Annotated in this window: 13 protein-coding genes; 9 read left to right on the top strand and 4 right to left on the bottom strand. The window is 67.5% G+C overall.

Annotation, left to right across the window (positions count from 1 at the left end):
- Window positions 1-53 precede the first annotated feature (53 nt).
- A complete protein-coding gene (gshB, locus tag BMZ43_RS13015) occupies window positions 54-1,004 on the bottom strand; it encodes a glutathione synthase (protein WP_093254156.1) in 951 nt (316 codons plus the stop codon).
- Between the two features lie 220 nt (window positions 1,005-1,224).
- Between gshB and pilG the strand changes: the two genes are divergently transcribed.
- From pilG to BMZ43_RS12975, 8 genes are all read left to right on the top strand, one after another.
- Complete coding sequence (gene pilG / locus BMZ43_RS13010) at window positions 1,225-1,632, top strand: twitching motility response regulator PilG (RefSeq protein ID WP_007161679.1); 408 nt, start codon at window positions 1,225-1,227, stop codon at window positions 1,630-1,632.
- A 40-nt stretch (window positions 1,633-1,672) separates the two neighbouring features.
- Window positions 1,673-2,038, top strand: coding sequence for a twitching motility response regulator PilH (gene pilH / locus BMZ43_RS13005; protein ID WP_007161680.1), 366 nt, complete (start codon window positions 1,673-1,675; stop codon window positions 2,036-2,038).
- A 49-nt stretch (window positions 2,039-2,087) separates the two neighbouring features.
- Window positions 2,088-2,624, top strand: a complete 537-nt coding sequence (locus tag BMZ43_RS13000) for a chemotaxis protein CheW (RefSeq protein WP_017640975.1) — start codon at window positions 2,088-2,090, stop codon at window positions 2,622-2,624.
- Window positions 2,625-2,785: 161 nt separating this feature from the next.
- Complete coding sequence (locus BMZ43_RS12995) at window positions 2,786-4,816, top strand: methyl-accepting chemotaxis protein (protein ID WP_017640974.1); 2,031 nt, start codon at window positions 2,786-2,788, stop codon at window positions 4,814-4,816.
- 61 nt (window positions 4,817-4,877) lie between these two features.
- Window positions 4,878-5,726, top strand: coding sequence for a CheR family methyltransferase (locus tag BMZ43_RS12990; RefSeq protein ID WP_093254149.1), 849 nt, complete (start codon window positions 4,878-4,880; stop codon window positions 5,724-5,726).
- 11 nt (window positions 5,727-5,737) lie between these two features.
- A complete protein-coding gene (locus tag BMZ43_RS12985) occupies window positions 5,738-12,907 on the top strand; it encodes an Hpt domain-containing protein (RefSeq protein WP_093254146.1) in 7,170 nt (2,389 codons plus the stop codon).
- The gene (locus BMZ43_RS12980; RefSeq protein WP_177344809.1) at window positions 12,900-13,919 is read left to right on the top strand and encodes a chemotaxis protein CheB; all 1,020 of its coding nucleotides are present in this window, start codon (window positions 12,900-12,902) and stop codon (window positions 13,917-13,919) included. Before BMZ43_RS12985 ends, BMZ43_RS12980 begins: the two co-directional genes overlap by 8 nt.
- Before the next feature lie 11 nt (window positions 13,920-13,930).
- Window positions 13,931-14,398 carry a chemotaxis protein CheW gene (locus tag BMZ43_RS12975; protein WP_017640970.1) on the top strand — a complete coding sequence of 156 codons (468 nt, stop codon included), beginning with the start codon at window positions 13,931-13,933 and terminating at the stop codon, window positions 14,396-14,398.
- On the opposite strand, the gene BMZ43_RS12970 is transcribed toward BMZ43_RS12975, so the two are convergent.
- From BMZ43_RS12970 to BMZ43_RS12960, 3 genes are all read right to left on the bottom strand, one after another.
- A complete protein-coding gene (locus tag BMZ43_RS12970) occupies window positions 14,395-15,054 on the bottom strand; it encodes an HAD-IA family hydrolase (protein ID WP_017640969.1) in 660 nt (219 codons plus the stop codon). The genes BMZ43_RS12975 and BMZ43_RS12970 overlap by 4 nt on opposite strands.
- A 65-nt stretch (window positions 15,055-15,119) precedes the next feature.
- Window positions 15,120-15,848, bottom strand: a complete 729-nt coding sequence (locus BMZ43_RS12965) for a 16S rRNA (uracil(1498)-N(3))-methyltransferase (RefSeq protein WP_017640968.1) — start codon at window positions 15,846-15,848, stop codon at window positions 15,120-15,122.
- Between the two features lie 13 nt (window positions 15,849-15,861).
- Window positions 15,862-17,262 (bottom strand): adenosylmethionine--8-amino-7-oxononanoate transaminase, encoded by a 1,401-nt coding sequence (locus BMZ43_RS12960; protein ID WP_093254139.1) that lies wholly within the window; start codon window positions 17,260-17,262, stop codon window positions 15,862-15,864.
- Window positions 17,263-17,435: 173 nt separating this feature from the next.
- Between BMZ43_RS12960 and BMZ43_RS12955 the strand changes: the two genes are divergently transcribed.
- Window positions 17,436-19,013, top strand: a complete 1,578-nt coding sequence (locus tag BMZ43_RS12955; protein WP_093254136.1) for a flavin monoamine oxidase family protein — start codon at window positions 17,436-17,438, stop codon at window positions 19,011-19,013.
- Window positions 19,014-19,127 lie beyond the last annotated feature (114 nt).

The following is a 19,127-nucleotide window of genomic DNA, read 5'->3' as shown; positions in this document are numbered from 1 at the left end:
GCGGATTGTGTCCGCGCTTGTCCATGCCGCTGGAGGCGGCGTGGACCCTCGCCTCAGCGCGCGCGCTTCTGCGCGATCACATCCATGAGGCGCTCGGCGATGCGGGTGTCGTAGGCCGCATCGATCTCGCGGATGCAGGTCGGGCTGGTGACATTGATCTCGGTGAGGTGCTCGCCGATCACGTCCAGGCCGACGAAGAGCAGGCCGCGCTTGCGCAATTCCGGGCCCACCGTCGCGGCGATCTCGCGATCCCGCGCCGACAGCGGCTGGGCGACGCCGCGGCCACCGGCGGCCAGGTTGCCACGGGTCTCGCCCTGGGCCGGAATGCGCGCCAGGCAGTAGTCCACGGGTTCGCCGTCGATCATCAGGATGCGCTTGTCGCCATCCTTGATGCCCGACAGGTAGCGCTGGGCGATGATCTGCTGGGTACCATGGGCGGTGAGGGTCTCCAGGATCACCGAGAGGTTGGGATCGCCTTCCCGATGCCGGAACACCGAGCTGCCGCCCATGCCGTCCAGCGGCTTGAGGATGACGTCACCGTGGCTGCGGGCGAATTCGCGGATGATGTCGGCGCGACGACTGACCAGGGTCGGCGGCGCCAGCTCGGGAAACAGGGTGGCGAAGAACTTCTCGTTGCAGTCGCGTAGGCTGGCCGGGCGGTTGACCACCAGGGTGCCGCCACGCTCGGCCTGCTCCAGCAGGTAGGTGGCATAGACGAATTCGTTGTCGAAGGGCGGGTCCTTGCGCATCAGGATCACGTCCAGCTCGCGCAGGGGCAGGTCGACGTCTTCGCCAAAGGCGAACCAGCGCTCCGGATCCTGGAACACGTCCAGCTGCCGACCACGGCCGCGGGCCTCGCCATCGACCTGGTACAGGTCCTGCATCTCGAAATAGTGCAGGGTCCAGCCGCGCGCCTTGGCCGCCCACAGCATGGCCATGGAGCTATCCTTCTTATAGGAGATGCGTTCGATGGGATCCATGACGATCCCCAGGCGGATACTCATTGACGCTAGACCTCGGTTCTACGTGGGCAAGGCGTCAGAATAGCCCCTCGATCCCCTTCAGTGCCAATGCTTGCGCGATCGTCGTGGTGGGCGGGCCGGTGGTCCGCCACCAGGGGATCTGCGTGGTACGTCACGGTATTGTGTGCTACAAAGAGGCGCCGCCAAAGTGCCCGGATCGACATCATTCACGTTTCATCGACGATGAGCTGGTAGCTTGAACATGGAACAGTATTCGGAAGGGCTGAAGGTCATGGTGATCGACGACTCGAAGACGATTCGTCGGACCGCCGAGACCCTGCTCAAGAAAGTTGGCTGCGAGGTCATCACCGCCATCGATGGATTCGATGCGCTCGCCAAGATCGCCGATAGTCATCCCCACATCATCTTCGTGGACATCATGATGCCGCGACTGGATGGCTATCAGACCTGCGCGCTGATCAAGAACAACAGCGCCTTCCGCGCGACGCCCGTCATCATGCTGTCTTCGCGTGATGGCCTTTTCGACAAGGCCAAGGGCCGCATCGTCGGCTCTGACCAGTACCTCACCAAACCCTTCAGCAAAGAAGAGCTGATCGGTGCGATCAAGACCCACGTCCCCAGTTTCACTCCGCTCGAACAAGCGTCCTGAGTGTCCTGAGGCGGGCGATTCTATCTAGTAGGAAATTTTCATGGCTCGAATTCTGATCGTCGACGACTCTCCCACCGAGATGTACAAGCTCACCGCCATGCTGGAAAAGCATGGGCATCAGGTGCTCAAGGCCGAGAACGGTGCCGATGGCGTCGCCCTGGCCCGTCAGGAGAAGCCGGATGCGGTCCTGATGGACATCGTCATGCCCGGCCTCAACGGTTTCCAGGCCACCCGGCAGCTGACCAAGGATGCCGAAACCAGCCACATTCCGGTGGTCATCGTCACCACCAAGGACCAGGAAACCGACAAGGTCTGGGGCAAGCGCCAGGGCGCCAAGGACTACCTCACCAAGCCCATCGACGAAGACACCCTGCTGCGTACCCTGGCGGGTGTCCTGCAAGGCTAACGTCCGACGTCCGTTTCTCGCGGCAGCGCCCTACAGGGCAGGGAATCCTATGAGCGACGCCACCACGCCCTATGAACTCTTGCGCCTGATCGATCTGCGCTGCCGCGAGCGGGCGGCCGGTCTGCCGGCGCAACAGGAAAACCAGCGCAGCTGGAGCGGTATCGGCTTTCGTCTCGGTGAATTGCGCTTCGTGATTCCCATGGGCGAGGTCAGCGAGATCCTGCCGGAGCCGCGCTTCACCGCGCTGCCCGGCGTCAAACCCTGGCTCAAGGGCGTGGCCAACGTACGCGGTCGCCTGCTGCCGATCGCCGACCTGGGGCAATTCCTCGGCGTGAAGATCCAGGCCCTGCGCAAACAGCGGCGCATCCTGATCGTCGACCATGGCGACCTCTTCGTCGGATTGGCGGTTGACGAAGTTCTGGGTATGCAGCATTTCGACATCGAGGCCTATCGCGAGCACGCCGACAACGTGCCGTCGGGCCTGCACTTCTTTCTGGAAGGTGTCTTCCAACGCGACGTGCCCTGGCTGGTCTGCAGCCCACGCGCCTTGGTCGAGCATCCCGAATTCATGGACGTCGCGGCCTAGGTCGCCAGGCGTCCGGGCGCTGCGAGGCGGATCGGGGTCGGGATGGCAGGAGCCGTCGCCGACGGGTGGGGGTAGGGCGACGAGCATCGGCTTCAAGCGAACCGATCCGGCGTCCGACAAGGATAGAACTAAAGGAACCAAGGTCCAGGCGGGGGCCGCTGATGAACAAACTCAATACCGGGAAAATCAACGCGTGGGTCGCGGGCATGTTCGTGGTGCTGATCGTCGCGATCGTGCTGCTGTTCGCCAACTTCGCGTACCTGGGCACCCAGACCAACTACGACAACCAGTATCAGGGTCAGGCCACCGAGCTGCGGATTCTCTCGCAGCAGCTGGCCAAGAGTGCCAGTGAGGCCGCCACCGGCAAGGCCGAGGCCTTCAAGGACCTGCGCCAGGCGCGCGCCGAGTTCGAGCGGCGCCTGACCATCCTGCGCAGCGGCGATCCGCAGACCGGTCTGCCGCCCTCGCCGGCGATCCTCGGCCCGCGTCTGGATACCCTGCAATCCCAGTGGGAGACCCAGCGCAAGCAGGTCGACACCATGCTCGGCAGCGAGCAGACCGTACTGTCCCTGCACCAGCTGTCCGGCGCGCTGGCCGACACCATTCCCCAGTTGCAGGTCGAGAACGAAGAGGTCGTCGACATCCTGATCGAGCGCGGCGCGCCCGCCGGCCAGGTGGTGGTGGCCCAGCGTCAGGCACTGCTGGCCGAGCGGATCCTCGGCGCCATCAACAAGATCCTTACCGGCGACGAAGCCGCCGTCCAGGCGGCCGACAGCTTTGGCCGCGACGCCAGCCTGTTCGGCCGGGTACTCAAGGCCATGCGCGAAGGCAATGCCTCCATGGGCATCGCCAAGATCACCGACCCCGAGGCGGTCAGCCGACTCAACGAAGCCAACAAGCTGTTCGAATTCGTCTCCGGCAACGTCGACGAGATTCTCGCCACCTCGCCCGAACTGCTGCAGATCCGCTCCGCCGTGGGCCTGATCTACCAGGGCTCCCAGGCACTGCTCGGTTCCGCCTCGGAGCTGAGCGCCGGTTACGCTTCGCTGGCCCAGAGCCGCAAGATCAACACCGTGGGCAGCTATCTGCTGGTGTTCATCGCCCTCGGCGCCATCCTGTGCATCGGCTACATCCTGGTGCGCGATACCCGCCGCCGCCTGGCCGAGACCGACGAGAAGAACCAGCGCAACCAGACCGCCATTCTGCGTCTGCTGGACGAGATCGCCGACCTGGCCGATGGTGACCTGACGGTGCAGGCCACGGTGACCGAGGACTTCACCGGCGCCATCGCCGACTCCATCAACTACTCCATCGACCAGCTGCGCGAACTGGTGGAGACCATCAACCAGACCGCCGTGCAGGTGGCGGCCGCCGCCCAGGAATCCCAAGACACCGCGACGGTGCTGGCCGAGGCCTCGGAGCACCAGGCCCAGGAAATCGCCGGGGCTTCCGCGGCGATCAACGAGATGGCCGTGTCCATCGACCAGGTATCCACCAACGCCTCGGAGTCCACCGCGGTGGCGGAGCGCTCCGTGGCCATCGCCAACAAGGGCAACCAGGTGGTGCACAACACCATCATCGGCATGGACAGCATCCGCGAGCAGATCCAGGACACCGCCAAGCGAATCAAGCGCCTGGGTGAATCGTCCCAGGAGATCGGTGACATCGTCGGCCTGATCAACGACATCGCCGACCAGACCAACATCCTGGCCCTGAACGCCGCCATCCAGGCCTCCATGGCCGGTGACGCCGGTCGCGGCTTCGCCGTGGTCGCCGACGAGGTCCAGCGCCTCGCCGAACGCTCCTCCGGCGCCACCAAGCAGATCGAGGCCCTGGTCAAGGCGATCCAGACCGACACCAACGAGGCGGTCATCTCCATGGAACAGACCACCTCGGAAGTGGTGCGCGGGGCCGCCCTGGCCCAGGACGCCGGTGTGGCGCTGGAAGAGATCGAGAAGGTTTCCCAGAGCCTGGCCGGACTGATCCAGAACATCTCCAACGCCGCGCGTCAGCAGTCCTCGTCCGCCAGCCACATCTCCAGCACCATGAACGTGATTCAGGAGATCACCTCGCAGACCTCGGCCGGTACCACCGCCACCGCGCGCAGCATCGGCGAGCTGGCCAAGCTGGCCAGCGAGATGCGGCGTTCGGTGTCGGGCTTCAATCTGCCGAACGAGCAGCCGCTGGGCTGAATGCAGCGGCCACATCGTGGTGTGGCGAGGGGGAGACGGGGTGGGGGAGTCGAGTTGGGCGTTGCGCCGTGCTCCCGAGCTGCCGGATGCGGACTTCGAGCGTTGGCGACAGCTGCTGGAATCCCGCGCCGGCATGGTGCTGGACGATCGCCAGCGCAGCTTTCTGCAGATCCAGTTGGCCGCGCGCATGCGCGAACTGGCGATCGCGGACTACGACAGCTACTACCAGGTCGTCTGCGCGGGCATCAGCGGGCGCATCGAATGGGTCCGACTGCTCGATCGGCTGACCATCCAGGCCACCCGCTTCTTTCGCCATCCCCCTTCCTTCGCGCTGCTGGAAGCCTATGTGAGTGAATTCGCCCGGACCACCGAGGGCCAGGGGCTGACCCTGTGGAGTCTGGGGTGCGCCAGTGGAGAGGAAGCGTTTTCGATGGCCATCAGTACCGCCGAAGTCCTGGCACGGCAGGCGCGACCCCTGACGTTCGCCCTGACCGGCACCGACATCAGCAGCGAAGCCCTGCGCCAGGCGCGGCAGGGTAGCTACAGCCTGCAGCGGCTGGCCGGCGTGTCGGCCAGTCTGCGCGAGCGCTATTTCCGTGCCCAGGCGGACGGCAGTTTCGAAGTCGTCGCCGGTTTGGCGGAGCGACTGTGCTTTGCCCGGCTCAATGTGCTGGAACTGGGCCAGGCCCCCTTGCAGGGGCTCAATGTCATTTTTTGTCAGAACTTGCTGATTTATTTCCGCCGCTGGCTGCGTCGAGACCTGCTCAATCAGCTGGTCCAGCGGCTTGCACCGGGTGGGCTCTTGGTCCTGGGTGTCGGTGAGGTGAGCAATTGGAGCCACCCGCAACTGGTACCCGTCGATCATCCCGAAGTCCTGGCGTTCACCCGCCAGCCAGACCACCCGGCATGACAGGAGCCGAGATGATCGATCGACACGACTACGTAGCCCTCGAGTGGGTCAAGGGAGAGATCGCCGAAACCTTGCAGCAGGCCCGCAAGGCGCTCGAGGCGTTCGTCGACAACCCGCACGACCGTAGCCGCCTGGGTTTCTGTCGGACCTATGTGCACCAGGTCTACGGCACCCTGCAGATGGTGGAGTTCTATGGCGCCGCGCTGCTCGCCGAGGAAATGGAACTGCTGCTGCAGGCCCTCCACGAAGAGCGGGTGAACAGCTCGGACGAGGCGCTGGAGGTGCTGATGCAGGCCATCCTGCAGGTACCGCCCTATCTGGATCGGGTCCTCGAGGCCCGCCGCGATCTCCCACTGGCCATCCTGCCGCTGCTCAACGACCTGCGCTCGGCGCGTGGTGAAAAGCTGCTCTCGGAAACAAGCCTGTTCTCGCCGGATCTGTCCGCCACGCCGCTGTCGCTGAGCGATGCCGAACTGGCCGACCGCGCCGCGCCGGACTGGCTGCCACGGCTGCGCAAGCTGCGCCAGGCGCTGCAAGGTGCCCAGGTCGGGCTGTTCCGCGACCGTGATGTCCAGTTGCACCTGGATTACCTGCTGCGGGTCTTCGAGCGCCTGGACCAGCTCTGCGCCGGTTCGCCCTTTGGCGCCCTCTGGCCGGTGGCGGCGGGACTGACCGAATTGCTGCAGGCCGGCGAGCTGGACAACAGCAGCTCGATCCGCGGTCTGCTGCGACAATTGGATCGTGAACTCAAGCGGCTCATCAGCGATGGCGTGACCACCCTCAACCAGCCGGCGCCGGCCGATCTGCTGAAGAATCTGCTGTTCTATCTGGCCAAGGCGCCGGTGCAGAGTCCGCGCATCGCCGCGCTCAAGGCCCACTATCGTCTCGACGAAGCCCTGCCGGATGCCGAGCTGGTGGGGTTCGAGCGCTCGCGCATCGTTGGTCCGGATCGCGAGGCCATGCGTTCGGTGGTGACCGCGCTGTGCGAAGAGCTGGTGCAGATCAAGGACAGCCTGGACCTGTTCGTGCGCAGCGATCGCCAGCAGCCCGCCAGCCTGCGGGGCCTGTTGGCACCGCTCAAGCAGATCGCCGATACCCTGGCGGTGCTGGGCTTCGGTCAGCCGCGCAAGGTGGTGCTGGAGCAGTACGAAGCCGTCGCCGACCTGGCCGCTGGCGTGCACGACGCCAGCGATGCCGCCCTGATGGACATCGCCGGGGCGCTGCTCTATGTCGAAGCCACCCTGGCCGGCATGGTCAGCGGCAACGAGGTCGGCGATGCCGAAGAGAGCCGCCTGCCCACCACCGACATCGATCAGTTGCACCGGGTGGTGGTGCGCGAGGCGCGCAATGGCCTGGAGCAATCCAAGGACGCCATCATCGAGTTCATCGCCTCCCAGTGGAACCATGTCCACCTGGAGCCGGTGCCTCTGCTGCTGACCCAGGTGCGTGGCGGCCTGGCGATGATCCCGCTGGAGCGGGCCGCGGCCCAGGTGCAGGCGGCCAACGACTACATCTGCCAGCAACTGCTGGGCAAGCAGGCGGTGCCGGACTGGCAGAGCCTGGATACCCTGGCCGACGCCATCACCAGCGTCGAGTATTACCTGGAGCGCCTGGCGGAAGATCCGTCCACGCCCCACGACATGATTCTCGACATCGCCGACGAGAGTCTCATCGCCCTCGGCTATCCGCCCAAAGCGGTCGGCGAAGGTGCGGAGGCGGAGGCGCCCCTGGTCTCCAGCGCGGTCGAGACGCTGCCTCTGGATCGACCGGAAGAGCCGGCGCCGGAAGCGGAGCCGGTGCTCGAAGAGACGCTGGAACTCACCGCCCTGCCGATCGAGGAGCCTGCGGACGCTGAAGCAGAATCCCACGCCGAATTCCAGTCCGAACCTGACGAGCCTCTGACCGCCGATCACCAAGCGGACGCGCAGGCAGCGGCCGATGTGGTGGCTGACGCGGCGCATGGCGAGGCCGAGCCCGCGGGCGCAGAGGCCGAGGAGCTGCCTGCCGGTATCGAGCTGGACAGCCTGCCGCCGGCGACCGCCGATGCCGATGCGGTCGCCGAGGTGCTGGCCGCGCCGGTCAATCCCATCAATCCCCCGGCGGCGCAAGTGCCGCAGGCGCTGCTGCCACCGGCGGCCGATGCCGAACCGGTCGAGGACGAGCTGCGCGAGGTCTTTATCGAAGAGGCCGGCGAGGTCCAGGTGGAACTGGAACGCTGGTTGCCGACCTGGCAGGCAGACCCCGAGCAGCGTACCGCGCTGAGTGAATTGCGGCGCAATTTCCATACCCTCAAGGGCAGTGGTCGCATGGTCCAGGCGCTGGTCATCGGCGAGCTGGCCTGGGCCCTGGAGAATCTGTTCAATCGCCGGCTGGACCATAGCGTCGCTCACAGTCCTGCCCTGCAGACGGTGGTCGAGCAGACCTTTGCCCTGCTGCCGGAGCTGGTCGAGGAATACGCCGAGGATCGCCAACGGCAGCGCGATGACGTCGACTGGCTGGCCCATGCCGCTCATGCGCTGGCGCGCAACGAAGCCCTGCCCGAGCGGGCTTCGGCGAGCGACGCAGTTCCCTCCGTGGCGGCGGCGCTGCCTGAGGTGGAGAGCGTCGAGCCCGCGGCAGCGGCACTCGCCGCCGGCGAAGCCGATACCCAGCTGCTGGACATCTTCCGTACCGAGGCCCAGGCGCACCTGGAAACCGTGCGTCGCTTCCTCGAACAGGCCGACGCCGGTAGCCAGCCGGTCTCCGACAATCTCCTGCGCGCCCTGCACACCCTCAAGGGCAGTGCCCATATGGCGGGCAGTTCGCCAATGGCCGAGCTGGCGTCGGCGCTGGAGCGGCTGGCCAAGGAATACAAGCTCGCCCATGTCGCCTTCGCCGAACCCGAGTGCGCCCTGCTCGCCCAGGGGGCCGAGTTGCTGGAGCAGCGGCTGGCTACCCTCGATGAGGGGGCGCTGGCGACCCCGCTGACGGGCGCGGCGGCCGTGATCGAGCACTGCGAGAGACTGCTGGAGGAGCTGAATCCCCAGCTGCCGATCCCCGCAGCACCGCTGCCGGAGCAGCGTGACGTCCTGCGCCTTACCGACTTCCTGATGCCGGCGATGGAGCTGCTGCTGGAAGCCGACGAACGCCTGAATGCCTGGCGCACCGATGGTGACCTGGCGGCCTGCCCGGATCTACTGGCCGAACGACTGAACACCTTTGCCGACGGGGCGGCCCGGGTCGGCCTGGCCGATGTCGAGCAACTGGCCGAGGCGCTGCAGGTGGTCTATGCCGCCGCGGCGAGCGGTTCGCTGCCGGCCGATGAAGCCTTTTTCCGCGAGGCGGAGGAAGCCCAGGAAGCCCTGATCAGCATGCTCAATCAATTGGCGGGCGGCATGCGGGCCACCCCCAACGAGGAGCGGATCCAGGGTCTGCGCGCCCTGCTGGCGGGCATTCTCGCCGGGCTGCCCATGGCGGCCACCACCCTGCTGGCCGAGCCCGAACCCGAAGACCTCTTCGATCCGGAAACGGCCACGCCGGTGGCACCCGAGCTGGCGCTCGACATCGAACTGCCCGCCGAAGCCGAAGCCGAAGCCGAAGCCGAAGCCGAAGCCGAAGCCGAAGCCGAAGCCGAAGCCGAAGCCGAAGCCGAAGCCGAAGCCGAAGCCGAAGCCGAAGCCGAAGCCGAGCCTGACCGCGAGCTGCCGGAAGCGTCGCAGGAGCCGCTGCCGCGGGCCGCGGACACCGAGTCGCCGGACGCCGCGGCGGTCGAGTCGGAGGCTACCGCCACCGTCGATCCGGAGATGCAGCTGATCTTCCTCGAAGAGGCCCAGGATCTGCTGGACAGCGCCGACCGGGCACTGAAACGTTGGCTGGTGGAGCCCCAGCAGAGCTTCCACCTCGGCACCTTGCAGCGCGATCTGCATACCCTCAAGGGCGGTGCCCATCTCGCCGGGGTGGTGCCAGTGGCGCGCCTGGCCACGGAGCTGGACGCCATCTACGAAGGCCTGCTCGACGGCCGCCTCGCCGGTGGTGGCGAACTGGCCCAGCCTCTGCAAGACGCCCATGGCTGCCTGGCGGCGCAGTTGGACGAGCTGGCGGCGGGTACGCCGGTCAGCGAGCATGCCGAGCAGGTCGAGCGCTTGCAGCACATCCGTACCGGTCACCTCGATGACCTGGCCGCAGGTGAATCCGAGCCAGCTCCAGGCCAGGTGGATGCCGCCAGTGACATCGATGACCCGGTAGCGGACAGTGCGCCCGAGACCGAGTCCCAGCACCCGGAACCGCTGCCCATGGCCGCTGTGCCGGAGGCGGACGAAGGTCCCGACGCTGAGCTGCTGGCCATCTACATCGAAGAGAGTCGCGACCTGCTCGACAGCATGGCGACCTCGCTGCGCGCCTGGGAAGCCGAGCCGCACAACAGTCTCGCGCTGGAATCCCTGCTGCGCGACCTGCATACCCTCAAGGGCGGTGCACGCCTGGCCGAGGTGGATGCCATCGGCGATCTGGCCCATGCTCTGGAGGCCTTCTACGAAGGCCTGGCGCGGGGACGGATCAAGCCCGGCGCAGAACTGGGCGGCCTGCTGCAGCGTTGCCATGACCGCCTGCACGAACAACTCGAAGCCCTGGCCCAGGGGCAGGCCCCGGCACCTGCCGCTGAGCTCATCGAGGCCCTGCGCGATTATCGCGGAGCGCCGCTGGCAGCGAGCGTGACCGCCACCGCGGTGGCCGCCGCCACGCCGGTCTTCGACGCAGACACCGACGCGGAAATCCTCGAAATCTTCATCGAGGAGGCCCAGGACCTGCTGGTCAGCATGGACGAGGCCCTGGCCGGCTGGCCGGCCGCGCCCGAGGTGGCAGTGGACGAGCTGCTGCGCTGTCTGCATACCCTCAAGGGCGGTGCTCGCCTGGCTGGCCTTCATGGCCTGGGCGAGCAAGCCCATGGACTGGAACAGCAACTGGTCGAGTTGCGTTCGCAGGCCGTAGGGCTGGGCGCAGGCGACCGCGTTCGCGACCTGGCGACCCAGGGAGTCGACGGGCTGCAACTGGCCGTGTCCCAGTTGTCGCTGCCTGCCACGCCCCAGACGGTCGCGCCCCAGGCGTCGGACGCGCCCGCCGACCTTGAGCAGCAGTCCTTCGAAGCCGACCTGCCGCTGGCCGCGACGGACGCGGATGCTGACGTTGCAGACTCTCCAGGCGTGGACGGCGCAGCCGGTGCGCAACACGCACCGACCGAATTGCCGGTGGCAGGCGTTGCCGTGGCGCCGCTCATGGTGGCGGCCGAGACGCCCGCGGCGCCCATTGCGCCGCTGCCCTTCGTGCAGCGCCTGCAGCAGGTCCGCCAGCAGGCGGCGCAGCGGCGCTCTTCCCAGGAATTGGTGCGGGTGCCGGCCGCGTTGCTGGAACAGCTGGTCAACCTGGCCGGCGAGACCTCGATCTTCCGCGGTCGCGTCGAACAGCAGGTCAGCGACATCGGCACCACCCTCGGCGAGATGGAAGCCACCATTGAGCGGGTCCGCGATCAGCTGCGCAGGCTGGATACCGAAACCCAGGCGCAGATCATCAGTCGTCACCACGAAGACGTGGATCGCGCCGGCTACGAGGATTTCGATCCCCTGGAGCTGGATCGCTATTCCCAGCTGCAGCAGCTGTCCCGGGCGCTGTTCGAATCGGCTTCCGACCTCCTGGATCTGAAGAACACCCTGGGCCAGCGCAATCGCGATGCCGAGACCCTATTGCTGCAGCAGGCGCGGGTTAACACCGAGTTGCAGGAAAGCCTCATGCAGACGCGCATGGTGCCTTTCGAGCGCATGGTGCCGCGGCTGCACCGGGTGGTACGTCAGGTCAGCGCCGAACTGGACAAGCCGGTCGAGCTGCAGGTCGGCAACGCCGAGGGCGAGCTGGACCGCACGGTGCTGGAGCGGATCATTCCGCCGCTGGAGCACATGCTGCGCAACGCCATCGACCACGGGGTCGAGGACGCCGCCGGGCGCCAGCGCGCCGGCAAGCCGGCCGAGGGCGTGATCAGCCTGGATCTGCGCCGCGAGGGCGGCGACATCATCCTGACCCTGGCCGACGACGGTCGTGGCATCGATCTGGCCGCGGTGCGCCGCAAGGCCATCGAGCGCGGCCTGATGGCGGAAGACGCGCAGCTCACCGATCAGGAACTGCTGCAATTCATCCTCGAATCCGGCTTTTCCACGGCGCCAACCGTCACCCAGATTTCCGGACGTGGCGTGGGCATGGACGTGGTGCACCAGGAGGTGAAACAGCTCGGCGGCAACATGGACATCCACAGCGTGGCGGGCGAGGGGACGCGCTTCACCATCCGCCTGCCGTTCACCGTGTCGGTGAACCGCGCGCTCATGGTGCATGCCGGCGACGATCTCTATGCCGTGCCGCTCAACACCATCGAGGGCATCGTGCGGGTGACCGCCGCCGACCTCGAACGCTATTACCGCCCGGGCGCCAGTACCTTCGAATACGGCGGCCAGCACTATGATCTGCGCTACCTGGGCCACCTGCTCGGCAACGGCCAGCAGCCCAAGCTGAGCGGCCAGAGCTTACCGCTGCCGGTGGTGCTGGTGCGCTCCGCCGAATACGCGGTGGCCGTGCAGGTGGATGCGGTGGCCGGTTCGCGGGAGATCGTGGTGAAGAGCCTCGGCCCGCAATTCGCCGGGGTACCGGGCCTGTCCGGTGCCACCCTGCTGGGGGATGGGCGCGTGGTGGTGATTCTCGACCTGCTGGCGATGATCCGCAGCCAGCGCGCCAGCGGCGAAGAGCTCGCCCGGCTGGCGCAGGGCCCGGCCACGGTGGCCGAGGTCACCCGGCCGGCGCTGGTCATGGTGGTGGACGATTCGGTCACGGTGCGCAAGGTCACCAGCCGCCTGCTGGAACGCCACGGCATGGAAGTCTTCACCGCCAAGGACGGGGTGGATGCCATCGCCCAGTTGCAGGAGCGGCAGCCGGACATCCTGCTGCTGGACATCGAGATGCCACGCATGGACGGCTTCGAGGTGGCGACCCTGGTGCGCCATGACCCGCGCCTCAAGGACCTGCCGATCGTGATGATCACCTCCCGGACCGGGGAAAAACACCGCGAGCGGGCGCTGAGCCTGGGCGTGAACGAGTACCTGGGCAAGCCCTACCAGGAGAGCGAACTCCTGGCCCACATCCATCGGTTGGTCAGGGATCATGACTGAGATGCACAATGCCCGCGTCGCCATCCTGGCCGACAGTCCGCTGCAGCGCCACGTGCTGCAGCAGGTGCTGGTCGACAATGGCTATCACGTCGTCCTCAACAGCGATCCGGAGCGTTTCGACGAAGCGGCCTGGCCCACGGTCGCGACCGACCTGTGGCTGATCGATTTGAGCCAGACGGAGGAGTCGCCGCTGGTGGATGCGCTGCTGGAAGGGGCCGAGGTCCCCATCCTGTTCGGCGAAGGCCAGGCGCCCGAGCGCTTCACCGATCCCTTCACCCAGTGGGAGAAGCGCCTGATCGGCAAGCTCAAGCGGCTGATCGGCGATCCGGTGGCGGCGGTCGGCCCGGCGCTGGAGACCCTGCTGCAGGACCAGGCGCGCCCCCCGCGCCTGACCCTGCCCGAACCCCTGGCCAATCTGCCGCTGCCGGCGGGCGATCCGGCCCCCGAGGTCTGGTTGCTGGCGGCGTCCCTGGGTGGTCCAGCGGCGGTGAAGGCCTTTCTCGATGCCCTGCCGGGCGGGCTGCCGGTCGGCTTCCTCTATGCCCAGCACATCGGCGACGGCTTTGCCGCCAGCTTGCTGCGCGCGGTGGGCCGGCACAGCCAGTGGCACATCCAGGGCGTGCGCCCGGGTGAGCCGGTGCGCTGCGGCGAGGTGGTGGTGGTACCCACCCAGCAGGAACTCACCTTCCGTGCCAACAGCGCCCTGGACATCGTCGAGCGCGCCTGGCCCGAGCCCTATACGCCGTCGATCAGCCAGATGATGCTCAACCTGGCGCAGCACTTCGGCACCCGTTGCGGGGTCATCGTCTTCAGTGGCATGGGCAACGATGGTACCGCCTCGGCGCCCTATGTGCGGCGCCGCGGTGGCACGCTCTGGACCCAGTCGGCGAGCACCTGCATCGCCCCGAGCATGCCCGAAAGCCTGCGCGAATCGGGTCTCGCGACCCTTACCGCCGATCCCCGCGGCCTGGCCGAAGCCCTGGTGGCGCGCCTGGCCGAGCAGCGAAGCTAAAGGAATCTCCGATGTCGACCGCCGCTCCCGCCGAACACCTGACCGGTCTGCTGTTGACCCTGGCCGATCGCACCCTGCTGCTGCCCAATGCGGCGGTGGCCGAACTGGTGCCCTGCCGCGAGATCCGGCCGCTGCCGGTGCAGCCCGACTGGTGCCTGGGACAGGTCGCCTGGCGCGATCTGCGCCTGCCGCTGATCAGCTTCGAGGCGCTCTCCAGCGGCCATGCCGCGCAATTCGACGGCGATCGCCATGCGCGAGTGGCCATTCTCAATGCCCTGGGTGGGCGTGAGCGGGTCCGGTTCCTGGCCCTGCTGATCCGCAGCATTCCGCGTTCGCTGCGCATCACCCCGGAGCTGGCCGCGGCCGAGGTACCCCTGGCCGCCCTGGAGCTGGGCGCGGTGGCCTACGAAGGCGGCACGGCGCGCATCCCCGATCTGATCGGGGTGGAAGAGCGCCTCGCCGCCGCGGGTGTGTTCTAGTCCTGTCGGGTCAGGCGCATCGCGCCGTTTTCTTCACGGCTGATGCCGACGCCGCGATAGTCGGCCAGGGTCGGCAACCCCAGGTCCAACGGCTGGCGATGGGTGGCGGTGATGGCCACGGCATCGGCGCCGGCCGCCTTGGCCGCGGCAAAACCGGCATGGGCATCCTCGAACACCAGGCAATCACCGATCTCCACGCCCAGCTTGCGCGCCCCGGCCAGGAAGCAGTCCGGCGCGGGTTTGCCCTGGGTGACGTCCTCGGCGCAGATCATCACCGGCGGCAGAGCCATGCCCGCGGCGGCCAGGCGGACTTCGGCCAGGCGGCGTGACGCCGAGGTGACCAGGGCCCAACTGCCGGCCGGCAGGCTGGCGAGAAAGGCCGCGGCCCCGGGGATTTCCTGGATGTCCGCGACATCGGCGATCTCCAGTTCGGTGATGGCGCGGGTCTCGGCTTCGATATCGGCGCCGGCGGGCGCGAAGCGCTTCACCGTCTCCACCGCGCGCACGCCGTGCATCACCGCCAGGACGTCCGCCGGGTCGAGGCCATGGCCGAGGGCCCAGGTGCTCCAGGCGCGTTCGGCGGAGGCCACGCTGGTGAGCAGGGTACCGTCCATGTCGAACAGGAAGGCGGCGTAGGGGCGAGAGGGCAGGGTCATCCAGGGCTCCAAAACTATCCGTGGGGAAAGAGGCGGGCCACCGCGGGGCAGCGGCCCAGGTCAGATCATGGGGTCTGGAAATCACCCCAAAGTTGCTGGGCCACGCTCAGGGCCACCACCGGCGCGGTCTCGGTGCGCAGCACCCGCGGCCCAAGGCGGGCCGGCTGGAAACCGACGGCGCGGGCGGCCGTGACTTCGGCCTCGCTGAGGCCGCCTTCGGGACCGATCAGCAGCGCCAGACGGGTAGGGCGGGCATGGCTTTCCAGCGGCTCGGCCACCGGGTGCAAGACCAGCTTGAGGTCGGCATCCAGCCCGGTCTGCCAGTCGGCCAGCAACTGTGGCGGATGGATCAGCGGCACCGTGGAGCGCCCGCACTGCTCGCAGGCGCTGATGGCGACCTGACGCCAGTGCTGCAGACGCTTGTCGGCGCGTTCGTCCTTGAGGCGCACCTCGCAGCGTTCGCTGACCAGCGGGGTGATCTCGGCCACCCCCAGTTCGGTGGCCTTCTGGATGGCCCAGTCCATGCGCTCGCCGCGGGACAGGCCCTGGCCGAGGTGGATCCGCAGCGGCGAATCGGGCTGGCCAGGCAGTTCCTCGGTCAGGTCGACGCTGAGGGTTTTCTTGCCCACCGCGGCGACCTGGCCGAGGTACTCCCGGCCGCTGCCGTCGAACAGCTGCACGGCATCCCCCGGTGCCAGGCGCAGCACGCGGCCCAGGTAGTGAGCCTGGGCCTCGGGGAGGTCGAGGCGGCCGAGGGCCAGGGGCAGGTCGAGGTGGCAGCGGGTGAGACGCATGGCGGACTCCAGATCAGCCGGGATCGCGGTGGTTGGGGTGCAGGTCGCTCAGGGCGACGCTGACCGAGGTGCGGGTGGCGAGGTCGATGCCTTCGCTCGCCACCTCGGCGAGGAAGTCGATCTGCTCGGGGGTGATGACATAGGGCGGCAGGAAGTAGACCACGTTGCCCAGGGGGCGCAACAGGGCGCCGCGGGAGAGGGCGTGCTGATAGACGGCCAGGCCACGGCGCTCCTGCCAGGGGTAGGGGGTGCGGCGGGCCTTGTCGGCGGTCATCTCGATGGCCAGGGCCATGCCGGTCTGGCGTACCTCGCCAACGTGGGGATGGTCGACCAGATGCGCGGTGGCCTCGGCCATGCGCCGGGCCAGGGGCTTGTTGGCCGCGATGACGTCGTCCTCGGCGAAGATGTCCAGGGTCGCCAGGGCGGCGGCGCAGGCCAGCGGATTGCCGGTGTAGCTGTGGGAATGCAGGAAGGCGCGCAGGGTGTGGTAGTCGTCGTAGAAAGCCTGGTAGACGGCATCGGTGGTCAGGCAGGCGGCCAGCGGCAGGTAGCCGCCGGTGAGGGCCTTGGACAGGCAGAGGAAATCCGGACGGATGCCGGCCTGTTCGCAGGCGAACATCGTCCCGGTGCGGCCGAAGCCCACGGCGATCTCGTCATGGATCAGGTGCACGCCATAGCGGTCGCAGGCCTCGCGCAACAGGCGCAGATAGACCGGGTGGTACATGCGCATGCCGGTGGCGCCCTGGATCAGCGGCTCGACGATGACCGCGGCGACGCTGGCGTGATGCTCGGCCAGGGTGCGCTCCATGTGCGCGAACATCTGCCGCGAGTGCTCTTCCCAGCCCAGGCCCTCGGGGCGCAGATAGCAGTCGGGGCTCGGCACCTTGAGGGTGTCGAGCAACAGGCCTTGGTAGGTCTCGGTGAACAGCGCCACGTCACCCACCGACATGGCCGCCACCGTCTCGCCGTGGTAGCTGTTGGTCAGGGTGACGAAGCGACGCTTTTCCGGCTGGCCCACGTTGCGCCAGTAGTGATAGCTCATCTTCAGCGCCACCTCGATGCACGAGGAGCCGTTGTCGGCATAGAACACCCGGTCGAGACCGGCCGGGGTCAGGGCGACCAGGCGCTCGGACAGTTCGATCACCGGCTGGTGGCTGAAGCCGGCGAGGATGACGTGCTCCAGCTGGTCGACCTGGGCCTTGATGCGGTCGTTGATGCGCGGATTGGCGTGGCCGAAGACATTGACCCACCAGGAGCTGACCGCGTCCAGGTAGCGGTTGCCGTCGAAGTCCTCCAGCCAGACGCCTTCGCCGCGGCGGATCGGGATCACCGGCAGCTGCTCGTGATCCTTCATCTGGGTGCAGGGGTGCCAGAGCACCTCCAGGTCACGGCGCATCCAGTCGTGATTGGTCATTGGCGGTCTCCTGGCGGCGGGCCCGGCGATAAAAGGGGGCGCAAGCCTAAGCCAGGGCGCGCGACGGGAGCAAGGCGCGGGCCGATTGCCGGTCGTGGCGGCAGCTAGTGGCTCCGGAGCCGCTGGCGTATGCTGCGCCACCGCCGTTTCCCGGTCCCAGGAGTCTAGAAAAGATGTCGTCGCGTTGGACAGGTTTTACCGTCTGCTTGGCAGCCGGCGTATTCGCTACCAGCCTGAGCGCAGGCGCTGCCGAGAAGGCCCATAAAGAGACGCACAAGGTGCCGGAAAAGGCCGCCGCGGCGCCCGCCGCGCCCAGTGGTCCCTCGGTGATCGTGGTCGGCGCCGGCATGGCCGGTCTGGCCTCGGCCTATGAACTGCAGCAAGCCGGCTGGAACGTGACTCTGCTGGAAGCCGGCGCGCGCGTCGGCGGTCGCTCCGGCCTCGCCTCCAGCGAATGGATCGGCGACACCAAGGCCCAGCCGGTGCTCAATCACTATCTGGACACCTTCAGGCTCAAGACCGTGGACGCGCCGTCCTTTGTGCGCACCCCGGGCTATCTGATCGAGGGCCAGTACTATTCCCAGGACGACCTGGCGCAGAAGCTGCCGGCCGTGGCCGATGCCTTGAAGCGCGTCGACAAGTCCCTGGACGACCTGGCCGCCGCCATCAGCGATCCGCTGCAGCCGACCGCCACCCCGACCCTGCACGCCCTCGACCAGATCAACGCCGCCACCTGGCTGGACAAGCAGAATCTGCCGCCGGTGGCCCGCCAGCTGATCAACCAGCGCATCCGCGTCCGCTACGACGAGCCCTCACGGCTGTCGCTGCTCTATCTGGCCCAGCAGACCCGCGTCTATCGCGGCGTCGAGGACAAGGACCTGCGCGCGTCGCGCCTGCCCGGCGGTAGCGAGGTGCTGGCCCAGGCCTTCGTCAAGCAGATCAAGACGATCAAGACCGACAGCAAGGTAGCGAGCATCGTCCAGGACAAGGACGGCGTCGTGGTCAAGGCCGGTGCCACTGGCTACAAGGCCGACTACGTGGTGATGGCGGTGCCGCTGCGCGCCCTCGGCCAGGTGCAGATGACCCCGGCGCTGGATGCCACCCAGCAGGCGGCGATCAAGGGCACCACCTATGGCTGGCGTGACCAGATCCTGCTCAAGTTCAAGACCCCGGTATGGGACAGCAAGTCGCGCATGAGCGGCGAGATCTACAGCGACCAGGGCCTGGGCATGCTGTGGGTGGAGCCGGACGTGAAGGGCGGCGCCAATGTGCTGGTCAACCTGGCCGGTGACAGCGCGCGCCTGGTGCAGGCCTTTGGCGACAAGCAGATGGTCGACCAGGTGCTGATCCGCTTCCATGCATTCTATCCCAAGGCGCGCGGCGCCTTCTCCGGCTACGAAGTCCGCCGCTACAGCCGCGATCCGGGCCTGGGCGGCGCCTACCTGGCCTATGGTCCGGGCCAGATCACCCGCTACTGGCGGTTGTGGGAAAAGCCCACCGGCCGGGTGATCTTCGCTGGCGAGCACACCGATCCGCTGCACCCGGGCACCCTGGAAGGCGCCCTCGCCAGCGGTCAGCGCGCCGCCGGCCAGGTCCGCGACCTCAAGGCCGGCAAGGCCGTGGTGCCGGTCGCGGCCAGTGCCAAGAACACCGCCCAGCCGGCTGCTGCGCCCAAGGCCACCGAGGCCGCGCCGGCCAAGGACAGTGGCGAGCACGGCTTCTTCTGGAAGCTGTTCCACTGGTCGTTCTGAGCGTGACCCGAACCCGGACGCTGCCCCTGCGCAGCCTCTGGGCCTGAGCGGACGGGGCGCTCGCGCGTCGTCCGATCCATCGATTCCTTCGATATTGATTCGACACTTTTTCCG

Origin of the sequence: Pseudomonas sp. Snoq117.2 (genome assembly GCF_900110545.1) — a bacterium.
Taxonomy (GTDB): Bacteria; Pseudomonadota; Gammaproteobacteria; order Pseudomonadales; family Pseudomonadaceae; genus Chryseomonas; species Chryseomonas benzopyrenica.
This window is presented reverse-complemented; position numbering and strand designations above follow the sequence as displayed.

Bases quoted from the DNA above. Each gene is read 5' to 3' on its own strand.
- gshB (WP_093254156.1), bottom strand. From the start codon at position 1,004: ATGAGTATCCGCCTGGGGATCGTCATGGATCCCATCGAACGCATCTCC.
- pilG (WP_007161679.1), top strand. From the start codon at position 1,225: ATGGAACAGTATTCGGAAGGGCTGAAGGTCATGGTGATCGACGACTCG.
- pilH (WP_007161680.1), top strand. From the start codon at position 1,673: ATGGCTCGAATTCTGATCGTCGACGACTCTCCCACCGAGATGTACAAG.
- BMZ43_RS13000 (WP_017640975.1), top strand. From the start codon at position 2,088: ATGAGCGACGCCACCACGCCCTATGAACTCTTGCGCCTGATCGATCTG.
- BMZ43_RS12995 (WP_017640974.1), top strand. From the start codon at position 2,786: ATGAACAAACTCAATACCGGGAAAATCAACGCGTGGGTCGCGGGCATG.
- BMZ43_RS12985 (WP_093254146.1), top strand. From the start codon at position 5,738: ATGATCGATCGACACGACTACGTAGCCCTCGAGTGGGTCAAGGGAGAG.
- BMZ43_RS12980 (WP_177344809.1), top strand. From the start codon at position 12,900: ATGACTGAGATGCACAATGCCCGCGTCGCCATCCTGGCCGACAGTCCG.
- BMZ43_RS12975 (WP_017640970.1), top strand. From the start codon at position 13,931: ATGTCGACCGCCGCTCCCGCCGAACACCTGACCGGTCTGCTGTTGACC.
- BMZ43_RS12970 (WP_017640969.1), bottom strand. From the start codon at position 15,054: ATGACCCTGCCCTCTCGCCCCTACGCCGCCTTCCTGTTCGACATGGAC.
- BMZ43_RS12965 (WP_017640968.1), bottom strand. From the start codon at position 15,848: ATGCGTCTCACCCGCTGCCACCTCGACCTGCCCCTGGCCCTCGGCCGC.
- BMZ43_RS12960 (WP_093254139.1), bottom strand. From the start codon at position 17,262: ATGACCAATCACGACTGGATGCGCCGTGACCTGGAGGTGCTCTGGCAC.
- BMZ43_RS12955 (WP_093254136.1), top strand. From the start codon at position 17,436: ATGTCGTCGCGTTGGACAGGTTTTACCGTCTGCTTGGCAGCCGGCGTA.